Annotated in this window: 25 protein-coding genes and 1 pseudogene; 5 read left to right on the top strand and 21 right to left on the bottom strand. The window is 37.6% G+C overall.

What is annotated here, in order from left to right; all coding sequences use genetic code 11:
- Positions 1 to 89: 89 nt before the first annotated feature.
- The 7 genes from GQR53_RS17575 to GQR53_RS17545 form a co-directional block, all read right to left on the bottom strand.
- Complete coding sequence (locus tag GQR53_RS17575) at positions 90 to 854, bottom strand: 2-keto-4-pentenoate hydratase (RefSeq protein ID WP_024595992.1); 765 nt, start codon at positions 852 to 854, stop codon at positions 90 to 92.
- A 138-nt stretch (positions 855 to 992) separates the two neighbouring features.
- Positions 993 to 1,397, bottom strand: a complete 405-nt coding sequence (locus GQR53_RS17570; RefSeq protein WP_002958658.1) for a hypothetical protein — start codon at positions 1,395 to 1,397, stop codon at positions 993 to 995.
- Between the two features lie 294 nt (positions 1,398 to 1,691).
- Positions 1,692 to 2,036, bottom strand: coding sequence for a hypothetical protein (locus GQR53_RS17565; protein WP_024595990.1), 345 nt, complete (start codon positions 2,034 to 2,036; stop codon positions 1,692 to 1,694).
- Between the two features lie 94 nt (positions 2,037 to 2,130).
- A complete protein-coding gene (locus GQR53_RS17560; protein WP_165744742.1) occupies positions 2,131 to 2,352 on the bottom strand; it encodes a hypothetical protein in 222 nt (73 codons plus the stop codon).
- A gap of 455 nt (positions 2,353 to 2,807) precedes the next feature.
- Entirely contained in the window at positions 2,808 to 3,095 is a 288-nt protein-coding gene (locus GQR53_RS17555; protein WP_024605502.1) for a putative quinol monooxygenase, read from the bottom strand.
- 79 nt (positions 3,096 to 3,174) lie between these two features.
- Complete coding sequence (gene dkgB, locus GQR53_RS17550) at positions 3,175 to 3,990, bottom strand: 2,5-didehydrogluconate reductase DkgB (protein WP_024605501.1); 816 nt, start codon at positions 3,988 to 3,990, stop codon at positions 3,175 to 3,177.
- Between the two features lie 417 nt (positions 3,991 to 4,407).
- A complete protein-coding gene (locus tag GQR53_RS17545) occupies positions 4,408 to 5,580 on the bottom strand; it encodes an MFS transporter (RefSeq protein WP_024605500.1) in 1,173 nt (390 codons plus the stop codon).
- A 116-nt stretch (positions 5,581 to 5,696) separates the two neighbouring features.
- On the opposite strand from GQR53_RS17545, the gene GQR53_RS17540 reads away from it, so the two are divergent.
- Positions 5,697 to 6,584, top strand: coding sequence for a LysR family transcriptional regulator (locus GQR53_RS17540; RefSeq protein ID WP_024595985.1), 888 nt, complete (start codon positions 5,697 to 5,699; stop codon positions 6,582 to 6,584).
- Between the two features lie 22 nt (positions 6,585 to 6,606).
- On the opposite strand, the gene GQR53_RS17535 is transcribed toward GQR53_RS17540, so the two are convergent.
- Complete coding sequence (locus tag GQR53_RS17535) at positions 6,607 to 7,086, bottom strand: hypothetical protein (RefSeq protein ID WP_024595984.1); 480 nt, start codon at positions 7,084 to 7,086, stop codon at positions 6,607 to 6,609.
- Positions 7,087 to 7,255: 169 nt separating this feature from the next.
- Here GQR53_RS17535 and GQR53_RS21365 point away from each other — a divergent pair.
- Positions 7,256 to 7,503, top strand: a pseudogene (locus tag GQR53_RS21365) (LysR family transcriptional regulator); the annotation flags it as partial.
- Positions 7,504 to 7,767: 264 nt separating this feature from the next.
- The gene (locus tag GQR53_RS17530; protein WP_165744740.1) at positions 7,768 to 8,808 is read left to right on the top strand and encodes a metal-dependent hydrolase; all 1,041 of its coding nucleotides are present in this window, start codon (positions 7,768 to 7,770) and stop codon (positions 8,806 to 8,808) included.
- Positions 8,809 to 8,882: 74 nt separating this feature from the next.
- Here the strand turns inward: GQR53_RS17530 and GQR53_RS17525 are convergent, their stop codons facing one another.
- Complete coding sequence (locus GQR53_RS17525; protein WP_165744738.1) at positions 8,883 to 9,845, bottom strand: sensor domain-containing diguanylate cyclase; 963 nt, start codon at positions 9,843 to 9,845, stop codon at positions 8,883 to 8,885.
- A gap of 328 nt (positions 9,846 to 10,173) precedes the next feature.
- Positions 10,174 to 10,443: a hypothetical protein gene (locus GQR53_RS17520; RefSeq protein WP_007580861.1), complete on the bottom strand. Its 270-nt coding sequence runs from the start codon at positions 10,441 to 10,443 to the stop codon at positions 10,174 to 10,176.
- A 241-nt stretch (positions 10,444 to 10,684) separates the two neighbouring features.
- Here GQR53_RS17520 and GQR53_RS17515 point away from each other — a divergent pair, with 241 nt between their 5' ends.
- A complete protein-coding gene (locus tag GQR53_RS17515) occupies positions 10,685 to 10,951 on the top strand; it encodes a type B 50S ribosomal protein L31 (protein WP_007580864.1) in 267 nt (88 codons plus the stop codon).
- Entirely contained in the window at positions 10,948 to 11,082 is a 135-nt protein-coding gene (gene ykgO, locus GQR53_RS17510) for a type B 50S ribosomal protein L36 (RefSeq protein ID WP_024595239.1), read from the top strand. The genes GQR53_RS17515 and ykgO overlap by 4 nt, the downstream gene beginning before the upstream one ends.
- Positions 11,083 to 11,144: 62 nt before the next feature.
- On the opposite strand, the gene GQR53_RS17505 is transcribed toward ykgO, so the two are convergent.
- From GQR53_RS17505 to GQR53_RS17455, 11 genes are all read right to left on the bottom strand, one after another.
- Positions 11,145 to 11,531 carry an OsmC family protein gene (locus GQR53_RS17505; protein ID WP_008170108.1) on the bottom strand — a complete coding sequence of 129 codons (387 nt, stop codon included), beginning with the start codon at positions 11,529 to 11,531 and terminating at the stop codon, positions 11,145 to 11,147.
- A gap of 83 nt (positions 11,532 to 11,614) precedes the next feature.
- A complete protein-coding gene (locus GQR53_RS17500) occupies positions 11,615 to 12,004 on the bottom strand; it encodes a cytochrome b562 (protein WP_165744736.1) in 390 nt (129 codons plus the stop codon).
- 169 nt (positions 12,005 to 12,173) lie between these two features.
- Positions 12,174 to 13,952 (bottom strand): alpha-amylase family glycosyl hydrolase, encoded by a 1,779-nt coding sequence (locus GQR53_RS17495; protein WP_165744734.1) that lies wholly within the window; start codon positions 13,950 to 13,952, stop codon positions 12,174 to 12,176.
- A 55-nt stretch (positions 13,953 to 14,007) separates the two neighbouring features.
- Positions 14,008 to 15,228 carry a glycosyl transferase gene (locus GQR53_RS17490; RefSeq protein ID WP_165744733.1) on the bottom strand — a complete coding sequence of 407 codons (1,221 nt, stop codon included), beginning with the start codon at positions 15,226 to 15,228 and terminating at the stop codon, positions 14,008 to 14,010.
- Entirely contained in the window at positions 15,221 to 16,966 is a 1,746-nt protein-coding gene (locus GQR53_RS17485) for an HAD-IIB family hydrolase (RefSeq protein ID WP_165744731.1), read from the bottom strand. The genes GQR53_RS17490 and GQR53_RS17485 overlap by 8 nt, the downstream gene beginning before the upstream one ends.
- Before the next feature lie 145 nt (positions 16,967 to 17,111).
- Entirely contained in the window at positions 17,112 to 18,350 is a 1,239-nt protein-coding gene (locus GQR53_RS17480; protein ID WP_138490411.1) for a uracil-xanthine permease family protein, read from the bottom strand.
- 10 nt (positions 18,351 to 18,360) lie between these two features.
- A complete protein-coding gene (gene upp, locus GQR53_RS17475) occupies positions 18,361 to 18,990 on the bottom strand; it encodes a uracil phosphoribosyltransferase (RefSeq protein WP_002958676.1) in 630 nt (209 codons plus the stop codon).
- A gap of 146 nt (positions 18,991 to 19,136) precedes the next feature.
- Complete coding sequence (locus GQR53_RS17470) at positions 19,137 to 20,093, bottom strand: phosphotransferase (RefSeq protein WP_165744729.1); 957 nt, start codon at positions 20,091 to 20,093, stop codon at positions 19,137 to 19,139.
- A 254-nt stretch (positions 20,094 to 20,347) separates the two neighbouring features.
- On the bottom strand, positions 20,348 to 20,617 hold the full coding sequence (locus GQR53_RS17465; protein WP_165744727.1) for a hypothetical protein: 270 nt from the start codon (positions 20,615 to 20,617) through the stop codon (positions 20,348 to 20,350).
- Positions 20,617 to 20,754, bottom strand: a complete 138-nt coding sequence (locus GQR53_RS17460) for a hypothetical protein (RefSeq protein WP_206013370.1) — start codon at positions 20,752 to 20,754, stop codon at positions 20,617 to 20,619. Before GQR53_RS17460 ends, GQR53_RS17465 begins: the two co-directional genes overlap by 1 nt.
- A gap of 157 nt (positions 20,755 to 20,911) precedes the next feature.
- The gene (locus GQR53_RS17455; protein WP_197099226.1) at positions 20,912 to 21,217 is read right to left on the bottom strand and encodes a hypothetical protein; all 306 of its coding nucleotides are present in this window, start codon (positions 21,215 to 21,217) and stop codon (positions 20,912 to 20,914) included.
- Positions 21,218 to 21,281: the final 64 nt, after the last annotated feature.

Here is a 21,281-nt window from a genome sequence, read left to right as displayed (position 1 = left end):
CCCCGCTAATTTCTTAGCAGGGATTTGTGTATAAGAGACAGCTAATTAGTGGGTTGTGTTTATTATGACCGTTAAAATGAGTACTTCGCTTAATGGGATAAAAATGTCACATTAAAAGTATTTAAATCTTCATATGTAATACATGTTTCCTCATTGGTATTAAGCTCAACCACACCACAGTAAGAACCAGTTATAAACACTTGCCCTGCTTTTAAGTTAATTCCCTTTGCTGATAAGTAATTAACCGCCCAATAAAGAGGAAGCTGCGCAAGTTCTGCAGGGTGCACACCTGCCAAGTTTAACTCCAGCTCAGTTTGCTTAACGTTGATATTTACAGTACTTGCGTTATATGCTTTGGCTTTATCTATTTGCGGGCCTAAATACACGCCTTGATTAGATAGGCCATCGGCCAGCTTTTCAATGTGAGTGCTTGGAGTGTCTTCATCAAACCTTTTTTGAATAAGCTCAAGTGCTAAATGGGCGCTGGCAAATGCAGTATCTACGTCTTCATTTGTATAGGTTTTATTACTTGGTAAATCGCTTTGCAAAATAAATGCAATTTCTGGTTCAATAAGCGCTTTATTGTTTGTTGTATACAGTGGGCAATTTTCAGCTTGTTTTATAGGTGCATGTAAAAGAGGCGCTAATATAATTGAGCCATCATCTAAAGGCAGCATACACTTCCAGCCATATACGGTTTGATCATTTAAATAAATCATCAACTTTTGTACTTCTATCGCATCGTCAGTCGAGTCTAGTACTAACTCTTTAGGAAAGTTTGAACGTGCTGGGTTTTCTTCTCTTTGTGCTAATAAGTGAGTAGCAATTAGTTTTAGCTGTATTGAGTTGTTCACATAAATCTCTTTAAAATACGTTACTGGTTAAGCAGTAAATAGGAAGGGTTACATTATTAATGTATTAGCTTAGGCATTGGAACATCATGTTAAATGCCTATAATTAAAATTGTATTTAAAACAAAGCGTGGTAATTATTTAAGTATCAATAGATTTAAGCGAACGTAAAAACAGCCCTAAGCCGCCAAACGCTAAAATTATAATAACAATCAAATCAAACGACGTCATAGTTCGCATACTAAATCGAACACTCGATATAACGCCAAATATGAGTGCGGTTAACGAGCCAAGAGATAGCACCCAGCCTAAAATATTTTTAGAATTATAAAAAATCAGACCTACACCAAAAATAAACGGGATCATAACCATGCCGCCTGTAACGCCAAAGCCACCTAAAGCATTAACACTATAAATGCGAGAACTTAGTCCAAAATTAGAGGTCACCGAAATTGCGTTTAGCAGCATATAAAAGCCACCGCACATCATAATCAAACCAATAAAAAAATGCCCAATACCACCAGAGCTTCCACCCGCACCTTTCATTATTAATTATTCCTTTTATATTTTTAACTTAATTGTTTTAGATGGTAATTGCTCGAGTATTAACATTGACCGCAATCTACATAATCAATCAGTGCACACGCGAAAACACTTATCGCGTAATTACATGCCAAATAACATAAAACCAAGATAAAAAACCGTGCAAAATTGCCCATAACACAGACTCATTAGCACTCCATGAAATAGCAATTGCTAGGGCCGTACCAAAAGAGACTCCATATTTTACTATCTCATTTCTTGAGTTTCTCATTAATTATATTCCTAGTTTTTAGCTTATTAGCTGCTTGATTTGCTTACTAAAACTGACAGCTCTTTACCATCAATATTAATACTTGCTTCTTTGCCTAGTTCAACAACTAAAGAGGGAGCCATATGTTTTCCACCTAGTTTTAGGTCAGTTGCTAAACTAACAGTAAGCTCATCAATTGGCGTTACTGTAAGAGCAAAACTATACGAATTATCAACTGAAACTGACGCCTCTTCATTTGAATTGACTACTAAAACAGGTGAGCCAATTAAGTTTTTATTATCATAAAATTTAGCATTCACTACAAAACTATCATTAGCTTGTGCAAATGAAGCAAAGCCTAACAACGCTACGATTGCGATTAATTTTTTCATTATTATCTCCATATAAATTATACAGTTTAAAGCTGTTAAGGCTTTATTGGCTGTGATTTTTTAGCTAGCAATTTACCAGCTAATGATTAAAAACTTATGTTTTAGCTCTGATGACATAACCAACGCCCAGCGAACTAATATAGAACAACACTCCAAATACACTAATATCAATGAGTAGCTTTAGAATGTCAAAAGTATCTGTAAACACAAGATACTCAAAAGAAAATAAGTGAAATATAACTTTTGATCCAAAATACGCAGCTAATAAAGGGATTACAAAAATAAGAATAGATTGATTAGATTTATTAATTTCCATACCCATGTCTCCATTATTAGTTTAATTAACTCAGCTCTAAAAATATAACACACAAAAAATATATAAATAGTTTGCTATTTTGAGTCTCTTATTCAGTACCACTCGAACTATTTACGGCTGACTAAAATGCCATGTTATATTTCTATAATTTACACCAGAGAACTTTAATGTAAACAACAAATTAAATAGGCTATTTATTAGAGTGGGTTGTGATACCAAAACGACTTTTAATAAAGTTATGAACCTCTTTTGATTTCGAAGCACTACGAATGCGAATTAACAAAAAGAGTCCTAATAGGTTTCATTGATATTGGCGAAGTTGGGTATTTAGGCAGGTTGGAGTGTAAGAATAAAAGGTGATGTAAGATAACAGCACCTATTTGAGTATTTACTTTATGATATGTAATTTAGCTAAGTATTTTAATACGTACCATAATAGGCACTATAAAAAGAATTTAACCAATTGATTTATATACATCAATACTACTATTGGTTAAAAGCCCAGTAACTTGCGTACCAAATGCTTTAAAGTGTGGCTCGTTTTTATGCGCTTCAAAGTGCTCGTCAGACGCCCACTGTTCGCTAACAACGTAATCGGTATGTTCATTATCACTTTTTACCGATAGTTCATAACGTAAGCACCCTACTTCTTGGCGCGATGACTTTTGTAAGTTTTCAAGTGCTGTAAGCATTACATCTGCATCAATATTTTTGCACGATAGTGCCGCTATAACCGTTAACATGTGTATTCCTTTTTAAAAGTTAAGGTGTAGATAATCTACACCTTAAAATATTTAGTTTAACTTTGCGTTTGAGGTAAGTTTACTGATCCCACTGCGGCGCAAAGTCTGGTGTTGCTTGGCGGTCGCCACAATCAAGACCATCAATGCGGGCTATGTCTTCATCATCTAACTTAACGTGGTCGTTAAAGTTATCTTCTAAGTTTTTGCGCTTAGTTGATGATGGAATTGTCGTCATGCCGCTTGCGTTAACCCATGCTAAAACAACTTGTGCTGGACTTGCATCGTGCTTTTTAGCAATGTCGATAATGGTTTGATCTTTAAGTACTTTGCCTACTACAAATGGCATGTACGCTGTCACGTGTATATCGTGCTGAGCACAAAATGCACGCAATTTAGTATTAGTTAAATATGGGTGAACCTCAACCTGATTGGTAAATATTTCACGCGAGTCAAGTGTTTGCATTGCTTCATTTAAGTTTGCAATGGTGAAGTTTGATACACCAATGTGCTTAGTTAAACCAAGCTGCTTCGCTTTTAGTAATTCAGTGAGGTATTCACTCATTGGCTCGTCGTTAGCAGGCGATGGCCAATGAATTAGCAGTAAGTCGACCGAATCAACTTGTAGCTTTTCAAGTGACTTTTTAACGCTTGGGATAAAGTCGCTTTTATTTAATTTGTTATTCCACACTTTGGTGGTTAAGAATATTTCACTGCGCGGAATATTACTATCTTTTATGGCTTGACCTACTTGCTCTTCGTTGCCATAAATTTGTGCGGTATCAATATGGCGAAACCCAACTTCGAGTGCCATTTTTACTGAGTTATAGGCAGTGTCGCCCTCTAAGCGGAATGTTCCCATACCTAGTTCTGGCATTTCTATTACACGTTTTGTCATGGTTTATCCTTATAAAATAATCGGTTTGAAATACAAACTTTTAAAAGTTTTACGAAATACACCTTTTACTTCTTATTACGGCTGTCACTTAAAAATTAATGACCTCATAACAGGTATGAGGTCATTAATTTTAGTTTCAAGGTTAGGGTCTGTTAATCTTTAGAGATTACATTTGCAGCAGTGTATTTGGTATTTAGGCAAGGCAGAGCCTATGCAGTGTGGTTGTTCCACATTAATAGGCGATAACGCAGCATAAATGCCAAATACGCGCTGCCTGTAGGTTCTTCCTAGGGTGGATTTACTCTTTGTCCCTCGATTTTTACTTAGCCCACTAGGTTACAAACCTCGCTCCGTGATTAAATCCTCCCTAGATTGAACAAATTTAATCCTAAAAGGTCAACAGACCCTGCTAAGGCTTTATGCTTGCTGAATTTCACGTCTATCAAGCATACCGCTGTAGCGTGTAACACCAAGTGCTAAAACAGAGATAACGGCGCCTATCCATGCTGTATCTTGCAGTGTCATGTTCTCTACTACACTACCGCCAATAATTGAGCCAAGTGCAATACCAATATTAAATGCGGCTATGTTTAAACCTGATGCAACATCTACCGCATTTGGCGTTTGCTTTTGCGCTTGCTTTACTACATAAAGTTGCAAGCCCGGCACATTACCAAAAGCAAATGCGCCCCATACTAAAATAGTAAGTACAGCGGCAATTTTTGATCCCATCGTAAAGGTAAATATCAGTAAAATAATACTCAAAGCGCTGAATATAATGCTCAGTGCGCTAATTGGGCCGCGTTTGTCGGCCAACTTTCCACCCCAAATATTACCTATCGCTACCGATACACCGTAAACAAGCATTATTAAGGCAATAGCCGAAGGCGCAAAACCTGTTTGTTGCTCTAAAATAGGTGCTAAATAAGTAAACGCTGTAAACGTGCCGCCGTATCCCAATATCGTCATTAAATACACGAGTAATAAACGCGGTTTTACGATTACTTGTAGTTGTTCTTTAAACGTGGCTGGTATTGATTGTTTTAAGTTTTTTGGCACTAAAATAGAGCTGCCGATTAATGCAATTAAACCTAGTACCGACACAACTAAAAACGTTGCACGCCAACCAAAGTGTTGTCCAATCCATGTACCTAGTGGCACACCTGTTACTAGTGCTACAGTAAGCCCGGTAAACATAATGGCAATTGCACTGGCTTCTTTGTCTTTACTCACTAGACTTGTGGCAATCATCGATCCGATTGAAAAAAACACACCATGGGCAAGCCCCGTTAAAATGCGCGCAAGTATTAATGTTTCGTAACTTGGCGCTTGCCAAGCAAGTAAGTTACCCAATACAAATAAGCCCATTAAACTTATTAGTACCACTTTACGATTCCAACGACCCGTTAAAGCTGTTAGCACCGGCGCACCAATGGCAACGCCAACCGCATATAAACTTACAAGCAAACCTGCTGAAGGTAGGCTTACGCCTAAGTCGCTTGCAATGGTGGGTACTAAACCCACTATTACAAACTCAGTTGTTCCTATTGCAAATGCGCTTAAGGTAAGCGCCCACAAAGCCAATGGCATAGTTATATCCTCATTAATATTTGAAGAATGTAGTTTGGCTAAAATATCATTTGCAAAAAATAGTATTAGTGACAAAATACTTTTGTTAATAATGCAAAGGTGATGTTGGTATACTTATGGCTGTTCATTCAAAAACTGAAGATTTAGAAACGTTTATAACGGTAGTAGATTGCGGAAGCTTTTCGGGAGCGGCTAATTTGCTCGATCAACAGGTGGCTAAAGTGTCGCGAGCTGTATCACGCCTTGAAAATACATTGCAATGTACTTTGCTAAACAGAACAACACGCCGATTAGAGCTTACTGAAGAAGGCCATACTTTTATAAAATTTGCGCGTGAAGGGTTAAATACGCTTTATACCGGTGAAGAGGCCATAAAGCTTTTAAAACAAGCGCCAAGTGGCAAGCTGCGAATAGATGCTGCAAGCCCTTTTGTATTGCACCAACTTACGCCTTTAATTGGCGAATTTGCCAAACAATACCCCCACATAACGCTTGATATAACCTCCCACGACAGCATTATTGATTTACTTGAACATAAAACCGATTTAGCCATACGTATTGGTGATTTAAAAGACTCAAATTTACATGCTCGTAAACTTGGCAGCAGCCAGTTACGTATTGTAGCCAGCCCAGAATATATAAAAAACAACACAGCAATTACGCAAATAGATGACTTACAAAATCACAAGATAATTGGCTTTAGTGACTCCCCTAAATTAAACACTTGGCCGTTAGTAAAGCCCGCTTTATTTACGTTTTCACTTAGCGCAAGCAGCGGCGAAACAGTGCGCCAACTATGTATTGCAAACCAAGGCGTTGCGCTACTTTCTCACTTTATGATTGGCAATGACCTAAAAACAGGTAAATTAGTTGAAGTGTTACCCAGTGCAGTTAGCTCTCCTAATAACCGAGAGGTTGTACAAGCCGTGTATTATAAAAGCAGTGCGGTATCGTCTCGAATTGTGGCTTTTTTAGATTTTATAAAGCCACGACTAAGCTTATAACTATATTAAAAAGCAAGTTAAATTATGCTTGGTTATTAAAAAGCAAACCTGAATTTTTATTATCTGAAGATGATGAAAACATTGAATCCATTAAAGTAGATACATTTTTTCGCACTGTCAATTGTATCGACGATAGCTCACTATCGAGTTGCTTTTTAAGTTCGCTTAGCTCTTCTATCGCTTCCCCTGTGGGCGTATCAGAACTATTGGTCATTTCTCTTATTTTACTCTGTAAATCTTTAATTGACTCGATCGCTTTATTCATTTGAACTGCTGAATTGTCACTCGAATCTTCTGTTTCGCTGCTAATGATAGACTTTGCGTCTTCAGTAGCTGCAGTAGAGCTCGTAGTTTTTTCGGCGTCTTTATTTAAAGAAGAGTCTGCTTTAGCCTCTGGACTTTTACTAGGATCATCCGTTTTTACAGTGTTTTTATTTAAATTACTTAGATTCGAATAGCTATTGTCATTGTATAACTGTGAAGAAAGAGTTCCAAAATTCATTTTTGCCTCATGTGTCTAAAAATTGACGACTTTATTTTTATAATTAGAAGCAATTATCATTCCAAACATGGTAACAAATTGACCGTCCGTACTTTAAACGGCAACAGGATTTATAAGTCGCCACGGGGTATTATTTTGCTTAATTTAAAATGCTAGGAAAGCTATACTTTTAAAATACGCCTGCGAAAGGCTAAATATTTTATGCACAGATGAAAACGCCATAAAGCTTTAAAACAAGCGCCAAATGGCAAGCAACTAATAGATGCGGCAAACCCTTTTGTATTGAATCAACTTACGCCTTTAATTGGTGAATTCGCTAAGTAATACCCTCACATAACGCTTGATATAACCTCACACGGCAGTACTATTAATTTACTCGAGCATAAAACAGACTTAGCCATACGTATTGGTGATTTATAAGATTCGAACTTACATGCTCGTAAACTTGGCCGTTAGTAAAACTCATTTTATTTACGTTTTCGCTTAGCGCAAGCAGCGGCGAAACAGTGCGGTATCATCGCGAATTGTGGCTTTTTTAGATTTCATAAAGCTTAGGCTTAGTTTATAAGCTCTGTATATTAATATTAATATGCTTATTAAATGTTTTAACCGATTTTTTGACGCTTTTTAATAATCAAAAAGTATAAATAATAAAAGTAGTAATTAAAGGTATTAATTAAAATGGATTCTTTAACGCAGGTAGCATTAGGCAGTGCTGTAGGTTATGCGGTATTAGGCAATAAAATAGGTCGAAAAGCCGTTTTATGGGGAGCAATTTTAGGCACGCTCCCTGATTTAGATGTATTTTTGCCATATGGCGGATCTGTAGAAGCATTTACTTATCACCGTGGCTTTAGCCATTCGTTATTAATACATTTATTAATTAGCCCGCTCATTGTATGGCTAATATTAAAAGTACACGCGGGAATGCAAATTTATAAAGTGCGCTGGTTTTGGCTAGTATTTTTAAGTTTATCTACACATGCCCTATTAGACAGCCTAACGGTATACGGTACACAACTACTCTGGCCTTTTACTGAGTACCCCTTTGCGGTTTCTAGTGTATTTATTATTGACCCTGCTTACACGCTTCCTTTATTAATTGGCGTAATATGTACGCTAATACCCAAAATAAAAGCAGCAACGGCTTATCGTATAAATGCAGCGGCTTTAGTTTTAAGTAGTCTATATTTATTTTGCGCTTTAATTTTAAAAGTAAATATTGATGACAAAGTAAAAACGGCTCTCAACAACAGACAAATACCAGTAAATGCGTATGTTAGTACGCCTGCTCCGCTAACCACTTTACTGTGGCGTATTGTTGTGATGTCTGACGGGCAATACTACGAAGGTTATGCATCAGTATTTGACGCGCCCAGCGATGTTACATTAACGGCTTATCGAACAACGCCTTCATTGTTAAATAATATTAGCGATGAATGGGCTATAAAACGCTTGCAGTGGTTTACTAAAGGGTTTTATTCGGTGCGCCAACAGCAAAGCAATATTGTACTTTCTGATTTACGTATGGGGATGGAGTGCAACTATGTGTTTAATTTTGTAGTGGGTCAAAAAAATGATTCAGAGGTGAGCATTGGTAACTTTGAAAAAATAAGTCAAAGACCAAACTTAAACAATCTTCATAAAATATGGGACAGGATTTGGCAACCAAATGTGTCTTTAGCATCACCCGCGGCAAAAAATGACTGCAATAGCCAATAACTACCTATTATAAGATTCATACTAGCATGAGGAAGTTAAGTGAAGTTCAAGCAGCAATTAAACTAAATAGTTCACTAAAGTGATTGCTGCTTTTTTTGCTGATACATTGCAACATCAGCATCTTGAATCATATCCTCAACTGATTTACCTGTATCGTGTTTAAAGTGTGTTACCCCTACACTGTAGTCAATTTTGTATGGCTTATTTAAAATATTATTAGCATGCGCTATTGCATCCGCAAACCTTTGTAAAACAAACTCAGCTTTTGTTTCATCTAAGTCACTTAACATTACTACAAACTCGTCACCGCCAAGTCGACCTATTACTTCACAATCACGAAATGAACTAAGCATAATTTGCGCAAATTTATTCAATACAAAATCGCCTTCGTGGTGCCCATAAATATCATTAATTTGTTTAAACTTATTAAGATCAAACACTATAAACGACATTGATACTTTGTTTCGCCTACATATATTTAGCGTATACTCGGCAAAGTTTAAAAAGCCACGTCGGTTAGAGATTTTTGTTAACTCGTCAATTGTGGCTAGTTGAATCGATTGAATCTCTCGCTCGACTAACGTGCCTAAATCTCTTAGTAATTGTTTTTCTTCATCATTAAGGTGTCTAGGTTTATTATCGGCAAGGCACAAAGTGCCTATAATGACTCCCTCCCTTAATTTTAAAGGAAAACCTGCATAAAAGCGTACTTTAGGATCGCCTGTAACAAAGGGGTTATCAAAAAACCTTTCGTCTTGAGCTGTATCTGGGATTATTAATAACTCGTCTTGATTTATGGTGTGGCCACAAAATGAGGTTTCGCGAGGAAGCTCAGGCGCATCGAGCCCCTGTCTTGATTTAAACCACTGGCGGTCTTCGTCAATCAAAGTAACCAATGAAATAGAAACATTAAACATACGCTTGGCAATACGAGTAACACGATCAAATCGCTCTTCATGAGACGTATCTAGAATTTTTAATGCTCTAAGCGCGTGTAATCGCTCAGCTTCGTTATTTGGAATCTCAGGTTTAATCATTAAAGCTCTATTAATTTTAAATGTTTTATAAATTACGAAACTGGAGCGAATATTTTCGAGTATATAATCCGATAAACTTATTTAAACTATAAACAGTCTGCCTATTCAAACTAGAACATTACCTAAAAATAGCAATAAATAAATATTTATAAATATCAGTAAGTCGTGCCTAAATAAAGATAAGATTCAATCCGCAAAAAATTATGATTTAAACAGGTGGGAGTAGTGGCTGATACAACATAGCTACTCTTTAATGAAAAAGTAGTAGTGGCTATTTAGTTTTATTTAAATAACCACTGGATTTGGCATACTTACAAAAATAAACACTTTAATTTTGGTGCTCATATTGTCCACGGTAAACTTCAAATACTTTTAAAACAGTATGTTGCTCTTTAGTTAGGTTATCAAACCAATCATCAAACAGCTCATCATCTTCTTGCTCGCTTAGTGCCATATACCTTGCTAGTAACTCTACAATATCATTGTGGTTGCAGGTTAAAGGATTTACTTGTTGCGCCAAGGTACTGTGGTCGCGCTCTCTTAGGGTTTCCATCACCCCTTGATCAATTTGTTCTTGTTGTTGTGTTGCGTCACTCATACATAACCTCTGTAATAACTTTATAACCGTATTTGTTAACGTTTTAACTCTTAAATATAGTTATAACAGCCTAAACGCCAATAGCCAGCATTTTTGATTCAAGTGCTTATTTTTTGATTTGTTTGCGCAAATAGCCAGCAATTACGCCCTTTTTGAGGAACATTTAAATAATTTGCAATGGGAGAATAAATACGTTAAATTAAAATGATATACTATCACATATCATTTATTGAGGCGTATTATGAAACCAAATATTCATCCTGATTACCACGTGGTTGCTTTTCACGATACCGCTGCCGATTCTTACTTTATTATTGGCTCAACCATAAAAACGAGCCGCACAGTAGAAATAGACGGTAATACATATCCATACGTACCTATTGATGTATCAAGTGACTCGCACCCATTTTATACAGGCAAGCAAAAAACAACCGCTACAGATGGCCGCGTTGCGCAGTTTAATCGTCGTTTTAAAAGTTTATCGACTGTTAAAAAGGAAAAGGTATGAAAGTATTAAGCTCTCTTAAAAGTGCTAAGCAACGTCCGGAGTGTCAAATTGTAAAACGCAAAGGTCGCGTATTCGTAATTTGTAAAAACAACCCACGCTTTAAAGCAGTACAAGGAATGAAAAAGAAATAAGTTAAACGGGGATGCTCAACTTATAATTAGGTAGCTTGCTTAAGCTACCTAATTTAGGGGGACTATTTTACCACTACTGAAAACTCTGGCACTGCCTGAATTACTTTTTTTACCGTACAGGTATTAACGGCTGCAATAAGCGCCTTTTTATATTTATCAGGGAAGCCTTCTGGTAAGTTAATCTCAATTGAAAATAGCTTTTTACCGTTGTCATCTACATTTTCGTTATTTTGAGTAAGCGTCATACCTTGCGTTGAAATATCACGCTGCTCGCAAAACTTACGCGCATAAAAACCTGCACATAAAACCATACTTACTAAAAAATAATCAAACGGTTCTGGATGCTCTGCATTGCCACCTGCGTTTACACTTTGATCGCTTATTACTTCTAGGTCGCCAAATTTAGCGCTTTGCTTTTGGCCTTCTAACATTGAAACTGAAATTTCCATTGTGTTTCCTTATATTTATTGCTGCAGATACTTTTAACGCAATTAGCTTAAAAGTAGCGACTAAAGATACATATAGTTTAGGTTTATGAACCGAACAGTAATTCAAAGAACCCTGGAGGCTCATGTAGCTCATGATATTTTTTACGTAAATTATCTATATTTTTTAACGGTTCTTTTGCTGCACTTAGACCCTGCTCATTCGCTGCTTTTTTTGCAAGCTCAGCTTGGGCAATTACTTTATCAAGGCCCTGCAATGACTGCTCAGGCTTTTTGTAAAACTTACCTGTTTTACTTACTTTTACTAGCTTTATAAATTCATCAATCGCAGTATTAAATTCACTAAGTTGAGTTGCCTGTACTGCTTGTTTATACGCAAGGCCCGTATTTTTCATATTTATTTCAAGATCGACTGGCTGCTGGGCTAAAGCCAACGTGCTAAATAATAACGTAATAGCTAAATAAAAATACTTCATGAAAAACCCTATAAATAAAAGAAGGCTAATTGTATCAATTATGCTCATAAAAGTAACTCAACAGATATAGTGAACCGTTAAGTGCTGTAAAGGGGCTTTACAGTAAGTAACTACAACGTTTAGACAATAAAAAAGCCTGCATTTGCAGACTTTTATAATGAGTTAAAGCTTATTTAATATTACTCAGCCACACGCTTTGGTATGGTTCTAGCTCTATCGTTAATTGGCTTTCTTCAATCGTTTTATCTGCCACCAAATCAAACCACTTTTGGGTGTTAATTAAGTTTAAGTCGGCCAATGTGAGCGTTTGTGGTTTATCGCTAATGTTATAAACACAAAATATGCTTTGGCGTCTGTCTATACTTTGCCTCCAAAAGCCAAATAAACCACCCGCTAAATGCAGCGTAAACTGTGTAGCATTGGGGTGAAAGGCACTCTGCTTTTTGCGCACTGCCAATAAGCTTTTTATGCCGTTAAACACTTTATGATGATGACTGTACTTTTCACCAATTGCCGCGAGTAGCTTTGATTCTTGCCAACGATGGCGGTTAATAGCGCGGTTATGCTGTGAATTTTCAAATCGGTCGTAATCGTTAGTTGTACCCAACAAACTATGAATATAAAGCCCTGGGATACCTTCAAGCGCAAACATAATTGCGTGAGCACACATAAATCGCTCAAGGCCAAACTTATCGGGGCCATTGTGCGTCCCTTGAAGTGCATCAAATAAAGCAATATTTAGCTCGTACGGTGTATGTGTGCCATCGTTACTTGTACGCATAGATACACGACCACCAAACTGCATGGTTGTACTTACTAGTGACGCCACTTCGCTAGGTTGTAGTAAACCTTCAATTGGTCTGAGCCCTACTCCATCGTGCGAGGCTATAAAGTTAAAGTATGCAGTACCATTTTGCGCAGGCGGCATACTCATCATCCAATGTTTAATTGCTGTACTATCTCCGCTAAGTAATGTGTGTAGCAACAATGGCGGTAAGGCAAAGTTATAAATACTGTGCGCTTCGTTGGCATTACCAAAATAAGACAGGTTTTCTTGGTTTGGAATATTGGTTTCGGTAATTATAACTACGCTGGGCTCTGCGTGCTCAATAAGTGTTCGCATTAGCCTTACGGCTTCATGTGTTTGCGGCAAGTTAATACAACTTGTATTAAGCTGTTTCCACAAAAATGCAACCGCATCGAGTCTAAATAAACGTACGCCATTGTCTAAATAATGCCTAATTATTCCCACAAACTCTTTAAGTACATCAGGATTGCCAAAGTCAAAATCAACCTGATCGTGACTAAACGTACACCACACGTGTTTTTCGCCGCTTGGCGTAGTTACAGTATTTAATAACGATGACGTACGCGGGCGAACAACTTGGCTTAAATCATCCGTTAAGCTCGCCGTTTTGAAATAATCTTTACCCGGGTGTAAATCATTTAAAAAGTTCTCAAACCATACACTTCTGCTTGAGCAATGGTTAATAACTAAATCCGCCATTAGCTTTACGTCTTTAGCGATGTTTTGAATATCTCCCCAATCACCTAAGGACTCGTTCACTTGCACGTAGTTCATTACTGCAAAGCCTTCGTCTGAGCTGTACGGGTAAAATGGCAATATATGCATCGCATTTAACTGCATATCACATTGCTCTTTTATAAACCTGTGTAGTGTTTTAAGCGGTGCCTCCATTGGGCTCGATACGGCAAATTCGCTATCATCGTGTTTAATAATAGAGTCGCCATAAGCAATCAATACTATATCTTGTTCATCCCATCGGTTTGTATGGGGTGTCGGGTCGCGCAGTGCATTGCTACCTAATATAATTTTAATGAGTTGCTGAGCAAGCTCAGTAACCGATAAAGGCAGCTCAACACCCTCATAAATAATATGAAGATGTTGCTCTACTCGTTGTAAAAATAATTCGCTAACTGAAATCACATGCGCCCCTAATATTTATTGTTTAGACTTATAGGCTAGTTAACCTGCACGCAGGTTAACTATATTCTTTGTTATCTAGCTCTACGGCTTCTTTTAAGCGCTCAAGTACGTCTGGCATTGCTGATACAACACGGTTCCAACTTGGCACAAATGGCGCTTCCATTGGGTTTTCTAAAAAGTGTTGCCCTGCTTCCATTATGTTTTGTGCAAACATTTCTACTGCTTTTTCTTCTTGGTGTACATCAAGCGTTAACCCGTTCATGAGCGCATCGTTATGATACGTTTCTATAAAATCTAGACCGATACGATAATAGGTCGCTTTTAATGAGCGAATTGTTTCGCTGGTAAAAGTAACACCTTGAGTCGCCAGCTTTCTAAATAATGCCTTAGTAATATCAATCGACATTTTAGACAAGCCTGCACTTTGGTCATCTAGTGAAAGTTCTTGGTGCTTATGGTCATAGTTATCGGCAATATCTACTTGGCACAAGCGGTTATGCGAATAGTTACGATACATTTCACTCAGTACGCCTATTTCAAGGCCCCAATCACTTGGAATGCGAATATCGTTTAATACATCGCGTCTAAACGAAAACTCACCTGCAAGTGGGTATCTAAAAGAGTCCATATATTCAAGGTAGTCGGTATTGCCTAAAATTGTTTTAAATGAGCGAAGCAGTGGCGTTACTAATAAGCGCGATACACGGCCATTAATTTTGCCATTAGCAGTACGCGGGTAAAACCCTTTACAAAATTCATAGTTAAAACGCGGATGCGCAACGGGGTAAATTAAGCGAGCAAGTAGGCTTCTATCGTAGGTTAGAATATCACAATCATGCAGCGCGATAGATTCCACTTCCGCTGTTGCTAATTTATAGCCCATGCAGTACCACACATTACGCCCTTTACCCAGCTCGCGTGGGGCAACACCTAGCTCTTGTAATTCTTTATCTAGTGCTTGTAAGCGTGGGCCGTCGTTCCATAATACTTTATGATTTTGGTTTAGCTCTTTAAAAAAGCCTAGTGCATGACGGTATTGTGCTTCGTCGGCTCTATCTAAGCCTATCGTAATTTGTGATAAATATGGTACTTCGCGTAATTCACTAACTATATTTTGCAGCGCAGGGCCTTCAAGTTCACTAAATAACGAAGGAAGTATTAACCCCATAGGGCGCTGCTTACTAAAAGTAAGTAGCTCTTTTTCTAGGTCTTCTATTGGTCTGTCGGCAATATTATGTAGTGTTGTAATAATGCCATTTTGATAAAAATCAGCCATGAGATGTTTGCTCCTCAGAAATACTTAAAATACTGCTAATACACGGCAACGACGTTATTTCTTCAATCCAGCCCAGCGGTGCTGGTGATTGAGAATATCGTGCTTTGTTGTGCGACAATTTAACCGGCTTTTTACTCGCCGGATTGGCAATAATAATGGCGATATTTGCGTGTTCTAACATTTGCTTATCGTTATCGCTATCACCCAGTGCTATAACCGTGAGAGGCTTTCTGAAATGATGGGTAAACTGTTTAACTAACCACTGCTGTGCAGCGCTTTTATCGGTATTTTTGGCAATATGAATGAAGCGTCCGCCAATTTTTATATCGTAGCCGAGTGCTTCAACATCGTTTACAAAGGCTGTGAGCAATTCGTCGTTGCCATACCAATAAAGAGGGTCTGAATAATCGCGAGTTTGTGCGCGCCTTGCTTGTGCATCGTTTAGCCCGGTAAGCTCTGATATTTGCTCACTCGATAAGTCACTAAACAATTTGTAATGCGCTTTATAATCCGCCTTTAAAGTATTTAAATCATTTAATAAACTCGATAACGGCTTTGCCATTGCGTAGCACCAATAAGCGCCTACTTTTTTACAACCAATTGGCTTGAGTTCAAAATAATCCTCTGGAATAAATACCGCGGCACCGTTTTCGACAATAAAAGGCTGTTGAATATTTAAATCGTTTTTAAGCTCTATAACTTCGCAAAAAGTTTTGCTGGTATTAAACACCACAGGAATATGCGCATTTTGCAGCTGCTGTAATAACTCACTGATATTATTTGTATTGTAATCGGCGTGATCGAGTAATGTGCCATCCAAATCTGTAAAAATAATAGGTTGAAGGGTGTCATCACTTGTTAGGTGCATACCGCTAATATCTCGGTTGCTATCCAGTTCAATTAACGCATTTGCTTTAGCGCTCAGTGTGTTTAAGTTCTCACGCGTAATGCGCTCAAAATGAGAAATAAAATACACCAATTGCTCGTTAGTCATGGTGCCTGAGCCTTCACCTTTTTTGGCTATTAGCTTTTGTTCTTGCTCTTGTCGCCATGTAAAAACATCACTAAAACTTGGTGCTTTTAGCATAACGGTATAATCAATTAGATTAAAAACGGCTTTGTATTCGTTTGCCAAACAGCTATTTACACAGCGGCGCCAAACGCCTTCTTTATCAAACTGTTGCTCTAACTCGTTAAGCGGCTCACTCAATGAAAACAGCGGTTGTGGCTCACTGCCCACGCACCACCCTTCTAAAATAACAATATCAACTGGCTTTTCGTTTGTTAGCCAATCACTTGTTGGCACGCAGTCGTCTTCGTATTTATTAAAACGTGGAAGCGGTACGTTTACCTCTCCTGCCAGTAAGTTAGTTATTGTGCTATTCATTAACGCTACGTCGTGAGTACCCGGTACTCCGCGAGTAGTAAAAAGAGGATGTACGTCTTTGGCAAGTTCACTACGTGCTTGTTTTGCTAAATAAAAGTCATCAATCGACAATGCAACACTGTTAAGTGGTGTGTTTTTAGAGAACCAGGTAACTAAAAAATCAGCGAGTGTTGTTTTTCCTGAGCCTTGGCATCCATTTATGGCAACAAAAATAGGAGTATTTGTTTTTTTAGATTCGAGGATGTCATGCGCAAGTGGAACAAAATATTGCTCACTCAAATATTGATACTTTAAAGGCAGTTGGTGTTTTGCTAAAAACGGGGTTATATCCACAATATTGGCCTCTGACATAGTAACTCCTTTGCATACGATGCGTTCTGGAAATTAAATGCAGATACTAGACCATTATTATTTTTGCATATTTATTAATAGGTTAAAAAAATAGCGCATTGAAAATGCGCTATTATGGTGCAATATTTTTAACTTACGTGCACTATTAACTCTCTTGAGGCTGCGCCTTAGGTAATACAAGGTTGAGCACAATGCCTAAAATAGCGCATAAACTTACGCCCTCTAAACTAAATTGGCTACCACCAATATGCATACCGCCAATACCGCACACCAAAATAAGTGCAACAATACTTAAGTTACGTGGTGCTGTTAAATCATCGCCCGACTTAACTAATGTATTTAAACCCACTACAGCAATAGAGCCAAAAAGTAGAATCATAATGCCGCCCATTACAGGTACAGGTATAGTCTGTAAGCCAGATCCCATTTTAGCAACAAAGGCTAAAATAATGGCGATAATGGCTGTCCACATCATTACTTTAGGATTGAAGTTTTTGGTAAGCATAACTGCTCCCGTTACCTCTGAGTAAGTTGTGTTAGGCGGGCCGCCAAATAATGATGCGGCAGACGTCGCAAGGCCATCACCAAACAAAGTACGGTGAAGCCCAGGCTTTTTCAAAAAGTCTTTATTGGTTACTTGGCTAATAGCCATCATATCGCCAATATGCTCAATTGCAGGTGCTATTGCTACAGGCACCATAAACAAAATAGCCTGCCATTTAAACTCAGGCCATGTGAAGTTTGGTACAGCAAACCACTGTGCGTTAGTTACTGCGTCAAATTGCACAACGCCCATTGCAAGCGATAAACAATAACCCGCTACAACCCCTGCCAGAATAGGTATAAGCTTAAATACGCCTTTTCCCCACACTGCAAAAATAAGCGTAACCACTAACGAGAACAACGAAATATAAATAGCGCTGTTGTAATCAATAATTTGAATACTGCCGTCGCCACTTTTACCCATCGCCATATTTACAGCAACAGGTGCAAGCGCTAAACCAATAACCATAATTACTGGGCCCACAACCACAGGCGGTAAAATTTTATGAAGCGTTGCAACGCCTTTAAATTTCACTAATAAACTTAAAAGCATATAAGCAAAGCCGGCCACCATTAAGCCGCCCATAGTGGCTGGCACGCCCCACATTTGCACAGCGGCAATAATGGGTGCAATAAAAGCAAACGATGAAGCTAAAAATATAGGCACTTGGCCTTTAGTCACTACCTGAAACAGCAAAGTACCAATGCCAGCGGTAAAAAGCGCAACATTAGGATCCAAGCCCGTTAAAAGTGGCACTAATACCAGCGCACCAAATGCTACAAACAGCATTTGCGCGCCCGTTAAAATAGTTTTTATTGAAAAGGTGTCATTATTTTGCACTTAAAGACTCCTAAACAGTACCGAATATTTTGTCGCCCGCATCGCCTAAACCAGGGATAATATAGCCCTTTTCGTTTAAGTGGCTATCTACAGAGGCTGTAAATATTTCTACGTCGGGATGTGCTGTAAGTGTTTTTTCCACACCTTCTGGTGCAGCTACTAATACAATTACTTTGATTTCTTTACAGCCTGCTTTTTTAAGCATATCGATTGTAGCAATCATTGAGCCACCTGTTGCAAGCATAGGGTCAATAACTAAGCTTAAGCGCTCATCAATATTACCAACGAGCTTTTCAAAATATGGTACTGGTTCTAGTGTTTCTTCGTTACGTTCAAGACCAACCACACTTACTTTAGCCGCCGGTAATAACTGCATAACACCGTCCATCATGCCAAGACCTGCGCGTAAAATAGGCACTACGGTAATTTTTTTACCTTTAATATGCTCTACTTTTAACTTATTGCCATCCCAGCCTGTAATTTCGTTATCTTCTAACTGTAGGTTTTTAGTTGCTTCGTAAGTTAATAAGGTTCCAACTTCAGAACATAATTCACGAAAGCTTTTAGTACTAATACCATGCGCTCGCATTAGGCCTAGTTTATGTTGAACAAGAGGGTGTGAAATAACGTGAATTGCCATGATATAAACCTACTGATACAAGAATTTGCAGTATTTTATATTAAAAAAGGTCATTTGACCTGTAGTTTTAAAGAGATTTTCATACATCGTGCCAAAATGTATTGTTTTGCTTGATATTTATGCAAGCAATCAACCCGTTGTGTTTATTAAATGTTACTCGCTAACCAGCTGTTTACTTGCTGTTGCATATAACTATTTATTTTTTGATGCTCAGGGCTCCAGCCAGCTAAAAATCGATAAAAGTCAGCCCATGCAGAAGGCCATAAAGCGAGCCAATCGTCAGCTATTTTACTTGCTGGTGCTGTAGGATGATAAGTAGTAATAGCAGCCTTTAAATTATCAAAATAATACGCAAGATACTCATCAGCGCACTCGTGTAATTGTGCATCACTTAAGCAACTGGTCATAAAATACATTACATCAATAATCCCGCAACCTGCTCCTATATATTGAAAATCATAACCGAGTATTTCATCGCGCTCATTCGCTGCAAAGTTAGCAAGTTTTGCATCGCCATGAATCAGCGTTTTATACGCACAACTTTGTAGCTGCTCATCTATTTTATGTGCAGCATTTTTAATATCGGACTTTTTATCAAGGTTATTTTTTAGTTTATTAAACTCATCTGGGCGCGTGCTTAAATGCCAGTAGTTGCCTTGCTGCCATAACCCATCAGCGGGTTTACTTAAGTTAAACGCATGAAAGTGTGCAAGCCACCTTAATATAGCTTTAACATGTTGTGGCCCTGCTTGAGTAAACCCATGTTTGGTAAAGTTTTTAAACACCAGCGCATATTCATCATCTTTATTAATTGCACCTATACATTCAATACTTTGCGCATGTACTGGTAAATACTGGCTATAAAGCTTATAAAATGTGTATTCAACACTATACGAGTGCTGCTTTCTTTTAAGCGCAAATTCGCTTTGTTTAATTTTAGGATGGTGTATATAACTGGGTATTTTAATAGCTTTAATAACACATGGCTTATCATCAAGCTGGCACTGCACAATATTGCCACACCCACTCCAAAGTGATGTAAGCGTATCGCCAATTTCAATGTGTTTAAAGTGAGGTTGTAATAAAGGAATGTAAAATGCCATGTAAACAGTTCTGCTATTTATTTTAGTAAAATTAATTTAAAACAAGATTATTTTTCGCTTAATACAAAACGAATATACATTAGCAATAAAAGTGAAAATGGTGCATTTTCAATTCAACTGTTCTTTATTGCTAATACATAATTAACTTTATTTAGGTTATTCTATTCACCCAAATCTGTATGCTTACGAGCATAGTATTTCTTTTTAAATGGATGGCTAAAATCACTATGCCACTACATATACATTAATTTTATTCATAGCATAGAAACCATGCTCGAAAACAGTAAACCGAGTGCAAATAAAATCATACGTTTAGTATTATTCTCTTCTTTGTCTGTAAAAGCTTCTGCGCTGTAAGGGAAATACATTGTTTTTGAAAATATATATGGATAAATCCAATAAAATCCCATTGAATATAAAATAAGACTCCCAATCCAATTTCCAATTCCAAATCTTTCAGCAATCAACAAGCCAGAAAACACGAACCAAATTACGGCAATCAATATAAAAATTGAATTTTTCATCACTCTTTCGAACCATTTAATGTCAGATTAGTTAAGATAGCTGTTCCAGCTTCTCTTTTTGCAATTTCTTTTTTTGTGATCGTTTTTCCAGCTTTTAATGGCCCCGTAACTATTTTACTTGCACCCAATGGGGCCATTGTAATCACAGCCCCTAACATATCACCTTGGACGATTTGATCTAAATCGCAGCAGAAACGATTGCACACCCTAGAGTACAGGGAAAATTTTAGATGGGTGTCTTGTTTATTCTAACAGCATAATTAGATCACTGGCATTTAAATGGATAATGCAAAATTAAGGATGGGTGTCTAGTTTATTTCTCATTTGGGTTGGAGAAAAATCTACTTTCCAAATGTCCAACTCGTATAAATTCCCTTGCTTATCTATGTTTAACGCTGCCGATACAGGAGTACCATCCAAATCTTTAAACATATATTCAGCGATCTCTTGACCAAGTTGACGGCTGTCATAGTTATAACCTATAGCTAAACTTCCCATTCCACCATCATTCATTGGATTGACAAGTAATTGGGAAATATCTACTTCCAACTTAGCCATCTTAAGCAGTTTAGTAATTATTACAATTTCAGTTGGATTCAAATTCCGCATAAGAGATACACATAACGAGCCTGTAGATTTACTCGTTTTTTTATTTGTTTTTTAT

This window comes from Pseudoalteromonas sp. Z9A6, from assembly GCF_011378805.1.
Lineage (GTDB): Bacteria > Pseudomonadota > Gammaproteobacteria > Enterobacterales > Alteromonadaceae > Pseudoalteromonas > Pseudoalteromonas distincta.
The sequence above is the reverse complement of the archived record's forward strand: the minus strand, read 5'-3'. Positions and strand labels throughout refer to the sequence as shown.

Bases quoted from the DNA above. Each gene is read 5' to 3' on its own strand.
- GQR53_RS17570 (WP_002958658.1), bottom strand. From the start codon at position 1,397: ATGAAAGGTGCGGGTGGAAGCTCTGGTGGTATTGGGCATTTTTTTATT.
- GQR53_RS17565 (WP_024595990.1), bottom strand. From the start codon at position 2,036: ATGAAAAAATTAATCGCAATCGTAGCGTTGTTAGGCTTTGCTTCATTT.
- GQR53_RS17560 (WP_165744742.1), bottom strand. From the start codon at position 2,352: ATGGAAATTAATAAATCTAATCAATCTATTCTTATTTTTGTAATCCCT.
- GQR53_RS17555 (WP_024605502.1), bottom strand. From the start codon at position 3,095: ATGTTAACGGTTATAGCGGCACTATCGTGCAAAAATATTGATGCAGAT.
- dkgB (WP_024605501.1), bottom strand. From the start codon at position 3,990: ATGACAAAACGTGTAATAGAAATGCCAGAACTAGGTATGGGAACATTC.
- GQR53_RS17545 (WP_024605500.1), bottom strand. From the start codon at position 5,580: ATGCCATTGGCTTTGTGGGCGCTTACCTTAAGCGCATTTGCAATAGGA.
- GQR53_RS17540 (WP_024595985.1), top strand. From the start codon at position 5,697: ATGGCTGTTCATTCAAAAACTGAAGATTTAGAAACGTTTATAACGGTA.
- GQR53_RS17535 (WP_024595984.1), bottom strand. From the start codon at position 7,086: ATGAATTTTGGAACTCTTTCTTCACAGTTATACAATGACAATAGCTAT.
- GQR53_RS17530 (WP_165744740.1), top strand. From the start codon at position 7,768: ATGGATTCTTTAACGCAGGTAGCATTAGGCAGTGCTGTAGGTTATGCG.
- GQR53_RS17525 (WP_165744738.1), bottom strand. From the start codon at position 9,845: ATGATTAAACCTGAGATTCCAAATAACGAAGCTGAGCGATTACACGCG.
- GQR53_RS17520 (WP_007580861.1), bottom strand. From the start codon at position 10,443: ATGAGTGACGCAACACAACAACAAGAACAAATTGATCAAGGGGTGATG.
- GQR53_RS17515 (WP_007580864.1), top strand. From the start codon at position 10,685: ATGAAACCAAATATTCATCCTGATTACCACGTGGTTGCTTTTCACGAT.
- ykgO (WP_024595239.1), top strand. From the start codon at position 10,948: ATGAAAGTATTAAGCTCTCTTAAAAGTGCTAAGCAACGTCCGGAGTGT.
- GQR53_RS17505 (WP_008170108.1), bottom strand. From the start codon at position 11,531: ATGGAAATTTCAGTTTCAATGTTAGAAGGCCAAAAGCAAAGCGCTAAA.
- GQR53_RS17500 (WP_165744736.1), bottom strand. From the start codon at position 12,004: ATGAAGTATTTTTATTTAGCTATTACGTTATTATTTAGCACGTTGGCT.
- GQR53_RS17490 (WP_165744733.1), bottom strand. From the start codon at position 15,228: ATGGCTGATTTTTATCAAAATGGCATTATTACAACACTACATAATATT.
- GQR53_RS17485 (WP_165744731.1), bottom strand. From the start codon at position 16,966: ATGTCAGAGGCCAATATTGTGGATATAACCCCGTTTTTAGCAAAACAC.
- upp (WP_002958676.1), bottom strand. From the start codon at position 18,990: ATGGCAATTCACGTTATTTCACACCCTCTTGTTCAACATAAACTAGGC.
- GQR53_RS17470 (WP_165744729.1), bottom strand. From the start codon at position 20,093: ATGGCATTTTACATTCCTTTATTACAACCTCACTTTAAACACATTGAA.
- GQR53_RS17465 (WP_165744727.1), bottom strand. From the start codon at position 20,617: ATGAAAAATTCAATTTTTATATTGATTGCCGTAATTTGGTTCGTGTTT.
- GQR53_RS17460 (WP_206013370.1), bottom strand. From the start codon at position 20,754: ATGGCCCCATTGGGTGCAAGTAAAATAGTTACGGGGCCATTAAAAGCT.